Annotated in this window: 1 protein-coding gene and 2 pseudogenes; 1 reads left to right on the top strand and 2 read right to left on the bottom strand. The window is 51.5% G+C overall.

Annotated features, from left to right (window positions below; genetic code table 11):
• Window positions 1-364 precede the first annotated feature (364 nt).
• Both QVO43_RS10160 and QVO43_RS10210 read right to left on the bottom strand, forming a co-directional pair.
• A pseudogene (locus QVO43_RS10160) lies at window positions 365-667 on the bottom strand (sugar phosphate nucleotidyltransferase); the annotation flags it as partial.
• 52 nt (window positions 668-719) lie between these two features.
• A pseudogene (locus QVO43_RS10210) lies at window positions 720-791 on the bottom strand (hypothetical protein); the annotation flags it as partial.
• A gap of 513 nt (window positions 792-1,304) precedes the next feature.
• Between QVO43_RS10210 and QVO43_RS08880 the strand changes: the two are divergent.
• Window positions 1,305-3,359 (top strand): transglycosylase domain-containing protein, encoded by a 2,055-nt coding sequence (locus QVO43_RS08880; protein WP_022488164.1) that lies wholly within the window; start codon window positions 1,305-1,307, stop codon window positions 3,357-3,359.
• Window positions 3,360-3,419: the final 60 nt, after the last annotated feature.

The following is a 3,419-nucleotide window of genomic DNA, read 5'->3' as shown; positions in this document are numbered from 1 at the left end:
TTTTGCGTTTACACAAAATATTTTACACACCCCAGGGCGCCGGCCATTTAGCCGGCCCACATTCGTCGGTTCAACGACATCCCCGTCCGCTCGGTCGAACAAACAACATCCGATTCCAACGCTGTAGGGTGCGCGCCGCAGGCACACCCTTCCCGGCCACGGGCTGTTTTAATCCGGCTAGGGTTGGCGTTTTTTAACCGACTCTGACACAGGGAACTGAACTCATAAGCAATTGGCCACTTAATCACTTTACCACTCAGCCACCTAACCATCTTACCGGAACCCTTAGTCTGCTTATTAATCTATGATTACAGTGGCTCACTTTCGATGATATTCACAACTGGGTTTTAATAAGCTCCCTCAACTACTCCCTAAATCCCGGACCCAAATCATCTCTTCTCAAGCCAAATTCCACCACAGCCTTCAAATATCCTAATTTATCCCCCGTATCATACCATTTCCCCTGAAAATTGTACGCATATACATGCCCCATATGAGCCATGACTCGCAGGGCATCTGTCAGCTGGATTTCTCCGCCTTTGCCAGGCCGGGTCTCTTCTAGGATATCGAAAACTTCCGGAGTAATCACATACCACCCCAGAGCCGCAAAACGGCTGGGGGCTTCTTCCATTTTGGGTTTCTCCACCATATCCTGTACTTTCAGCAGGAATATACTGAATGGTAGGCTTATCCACAATAGGCAGCATTTCCTTGGGCATGGCTTTGGTTTCCGGCAGAAACCGGGTACCGAAGCCGGCTGCGGGGATTATGGCCTTACGGATTTTTTGCATGAGGAAGCTCCTTTTCGGCATAAATTTATGACTTTAGACTTCATCTGTTGATTATAACGTATAGTGTTAAATCTAGCTATCATAATTTACACAAAGGTGTGAATACTTTTCTTACTTTGTATTCAACTTCAGAGAGTCGGGAATTATGCTAATAAAACTACTATAAGTACAAATAAAAGCGCCCATAAGTCCAGTTTTAATGCAATGTTAAACATCTTATATTTATTAACAGCAATTCTGCTATTAATAATAATATCTTCAGCTAAATCTTGCACACATTTATTCGCTTTAGATTCTTTACGCCCGTAATTAAGATTTATACATTTTATATATTCTTCAGTAGCTTTAAATAATGCAATGCTTCTATAAAAAATCAAATTCTGAGTATTAGAATTCGATACGTCTAAGGAGAAGAGATAAAAGGGGAACTATACACCTCACAAAGCAAATGTGGTATAATATGCTGTAACTTATGGTCTCAATCTATTTCTATCTGTTATAGGAGCTGACGTGATGACAAGCAATAAAAACAGGAACTGGAGGAACCCCTTCGGTTCGTCTTCCCCCCACAAACGGAAAAAGCTGGGCGGAACAATCTTTTCTGCCCTGATGGCCCTGGTGCTGGTGGGCTTCCTTTCGGTGGCTGCCTTCTTTGCCGTGGCCAAATTCACCACCGCCAAGATCCTTACCAAGGATATGGCTCCCATGGCCTCTTCTCAGTTCTTCGATGCCAAGGGCAACCTGATCACCACGGTGGATTCGGAAGAAGACCGGATCCCGGTGACCATCGACAAGGTGCCCAAGAACCTGCAGAACGCGTTTCTGGCTGCAGAAGACATCCGGTTCTATGAACACGGGGGCATCGACTTCCGGGGCATCGGCCGGGCCATCTACACCTACATCCGGTGGGGCGAGGTCCAGGGGGGCAGTACCATTACCCAGCAGCTGGCCAAGAACTACTTCCTGACCCAGGAACAGACCCTGAGCCGGAAGCTCCATGAAGCCTTCATTGCTCTCCAGATCGAGCAGAAGTACACCAAGAAGGAAATCCTGGAAATGTACATGAACCAGATTTACTTCGGCCAGGGTGCCTACGGGGTGGAAACCGCCGCCAACACCTATTTCGGCAAGCATGTGGAGGATCTGGACCTGGCCCAAAGTGCCATGATTGCCGGGATTCCCAAGAGCCCCAACTACTACTCTCCCCTGTCCAACCCCAAGGCCGCCAAGGCCCGGCAGAAGACGGTGCTGGAGCAGATGGCCAAGTACGGGTTCATTACCAAGGAACAGGCTGACAAAGCCTATGCGGAACCTCTGACCTACAAGAGCCTGAATGAATCCCCCGGCTCCAAGAAATACTTCATTGATTACTGCATCCAGCTGCTGGTGGACAAATTCGGTCCGGATGCCGTATACAAACAGGGTCTGAAGGTGTACACCACCCTGGATCCGGAAATGCAGAAGGCGGCGGAAAAGGCGGCAGCCCTGACCCCCACCTATTACACTGACAGCAACAAGCTGAAGCAGCCTCAGAGTGCCATTGTGGCAGTGGATCCCAAGACCGGGTACATCAAGGCCATGATCGGAGGCCGGGGCACGGACCAGTTCAACCGTGCCGTCATGGCGGAACGGCAGCCTGGTTCTTCCTTTAAGCCTTTCGTTTACATGAACGCCATGGAACAGGGTGCCACTCCCAGCGATACCGTCCAGGACTCCCCCATCCCGGGAGACTGGAACCCCCAGAACTATGACCGGAGCTTCCATGGCACCGTGTCCTACCGGACGGCACTCACCTATTCCTACAACGTGCCTGCCGTCAAGGTGGCCATGAAGTACGGAACGGAAAAGACCCTGAAACTGGCCAAACGGCTGGGGATCACCACCCTGGTGGATGATGACGACAACGCGGCCATGGCCCTAGGGGGCCTGACCCACGGGGTGACGCCTCTGGAAATGGCCGGTGCCTATGCGGGCATCGCCAATATGGGGAAATTCAACAAACCCACTCCCATTGTAAAGATCCTGGACCGGAACGGCAAAGTGCTCTATGAACACAAAACCAATCCCACCCAGGCTGTGAAACCGGAAACTGCCTACATGATGATTTCCATGATGGAAGACGTTATGACCCGGGGTACTGGCCGGGGGGCCGCCATCAACCGTCCCTGCGCCGGGAAATCCGGGACCACTGACACTTACCATGATGCCTGGTTCGTGGGCTTTACGCCCAACCTGGCCTGTGCCGTATGGATCGGGGATGACAACAACGAATCCCTGGGCGGCATGACCGGTGGCGGTGAGCCGGCCACTCTGTGGCGGACCTTCATGAGCAACGCTCTGGAAGGGGTGCCGTCGGAAGACTTCGAGACTCCGGACGGGTTCAAGATGCCTGCTCCCAAGTATGAAGCTCCCAAGGCCCAGCCCAAGAAGGAAACCACCAAGAAGAAGGATACCAAGAAACAGAGCAGCAAAAAAGAAGACAGTCTGCCGGGAGACGGAAACGTTCCCCAGCCGCCCCGGTCCGGGAAGAGCTCCACACCCCCGCCCGTACGGCCGCCAAAGCAGTGATAATGAAAAAATCCCCGTCGCAAATGCGGCGGGGATTTTTTTGTCAATGGTCAGCGGAGG

The sequence above is a fragment of the Acidaminococcus sp. CAG:542 genome, assembly GCF_000437815.1.
Classification (GTDB): domain Bacteria; phylum Bacillota; class Negativicutes; order Acidaminococcales; family Acidaminococcaceae; genus Acidaminococcus.
Note: the sequence above shows the minus strand (reverse complement) of the source record. Positions and strands in the feature narration are given on the sequence as shown.

Excerpts from the sequence above, each read along its gene's own strand:
- QVO43_RS08880 (WP_022488164.1), top strand. The coding sequence starts at position 1,305 with ATGACAAGCAATAAAAACAGGAACTGGAGGAACCCCTTCGGTTCGTCT.